Source organism: Streptomyces sp. NPDC060028, assembly GCF_042736725.1.
Taxonomy (GTDB): Bacteria; Actinomycetota; Actinomycetes; order Streptomycetales; family Streptomycetaceae; genus Streptomyces.
In genome coordinates, this window is the sequence record NZ_JBHWVJ010000178.1 from 1 (window position 1) to 1,679 (window position 1,679).

The 1,679-nt window shown below is 70.3% G+C and carries 2 protein-coding genes; both read left to right on the plus strand.

Annotation, left to right across the window (positions count from 1 at the left end):
* A partial coding sequence (locus ACFWBF_RS37255) for a primase-like DNA-binding domain-containing protein (protein ID WP_385609267.1) occupies positions 1-297 on the plus strand: 297 nt, incomplete at its 5' end.
* Positions 298-1,165: 868 nt separating this feature from the next.
* A partial coding sequence (locus ACFWBF_RS37260; RefSeq protein WP_385609268.1) for a recombinase family protein occupies positions 1,166-1,679 on the plus strand: 514 nt, incomplete at its 3' end.

Here is a 1,679-nt window from a genome sequence, read left to right on the forward strand (position 1 = left end):
GAGCAGGGCCTCAACCCTCCCGAGGTCGTCCGCATCAAGACCCAGGAGTACCAGGCCCGCAGTGACGTCCTGGCCCGCTTCCTGGAGGAGCGGACGATCGCCAACCCGCACACCACCATCAAGGCCCGCGACCTTTTCACCGCATGGGCCTCCTGGTGCCACGCGAGCGGCGAGCAGGCGAGCTCGGAGGTCGCGTTCGCCGAGTCGATGGCACACCGCGGATACACGAAGAAACGGGGCAGTGCGGGACAGGTCTACAGCGGACTCATGCTCGCCGGGGCTGACGACGACGAGTAACCCAGCAGCACAGCTAAGCGCCCTCACTGAACCACCGGTGGGGGCGCTCTGCTGTCGCCACTCAAAAACGCTCTGACCTGCGGAAGTGTAGGGTTGTGACGGGTTTCCCGTTAATCCTCCATGTGTGCATGCATGGAGAGTTTCGGAAAAGCCTGCACAACCCTACACTCCGGTTGCCTAGGGCAACCGAAACCGGCCCGCGGACGGACACCGGGCTCGTCCGTCGACCGGCCTCGCCCGGGGGGTGGGTGGCCCCCAGAGCAGCCACCCACCCCCCGCCGCTGCGGCTGCGGTGCTTGCGGTCGTCCGGCGGGTGCCGCTCGAAGGTCGTGCGGCGTAGCCGCTCCGCTCTGTCCTGACCCGCAGACAACGGCGGCCCCAGCGCTGGTCAAGGTCGGTGCCGAGCGCGGCATCATCGCGGAGGCGCTGGACACCGCCGGGTGCACCACGGCCTGACCCGCAGCGCTCAACGGACCGCAGTGGCATGGCGGGCGGGTGACGTGCGGCAGGCGGCGGGCCGCGCCCGGCGGCGGTCGGGAGGCCGGTCACGGCCGGTTCGGCCGTCGCCGGTGAACGCGTGGCCCGCAGGGAGCCGCACCCGGAGCGTCGGGCGCGGCCGCGCCCGTCCCTTGTCGTCCATCCCTGTCAGTGGGCCGCGCTAGGGTGGAGCCGCTTTGGTAGAGCACGCGCCGGCCCTCATCCCTCGTTACCCGGGGATGGGGGCCGACGCATGAGGGGCGTCCGGAAACGAAGGCTTGTGAGACGACTGTGTCGACAGCCGCCCGGGCGCCGTACAGCGTTCACAACCCGTCTCAGAAGCTGCGAGTCCCGACGCTGTTCTGAGACCGTTTCTGAGACGATCGGCGGCATGTCGACCGCCGCGCACAACCTCGTAGGCCTGGCCCGCGTCTCCACGGACGGCCAGGACGCACAACTACAGCGGGACGCGCTGACCGAGGCAGGATGCGGCCGCATCTTCGAGGAGAAGGTGTCCACGCGGAAGGCGGACCGGCCAGGCCTGGCGGCGGCCCTGGACTACCTCCGCCCGGGCGACACCTTGTGCGTGTGGAAGCTGGACCGCCTCGGCCGCTCGGTCAAGGACGTGCTCACGATCGCCGACGACCTCCACGAGCGCGGGATCAGTGTGCGGATCCTGACCGGCAAGCTCGCGGGCAGCTACATGCCGAGCGGCGAGGGAAAGTTCTTCTTCACGATGATGGCCGCGTTCGCCGAGCTGGAACGCGACATCATCCGCGAGCGCACGATGGCCGGCCTTGCCGCGGCCCGGGCCCAGGGCCGCGCCGGCGGCCGCCCGACGGTGATGGATCCGGATCGGCTCGCCGCAGCCCGGGCCCGCCACGCCAACGGCGAGAGCCCTACGC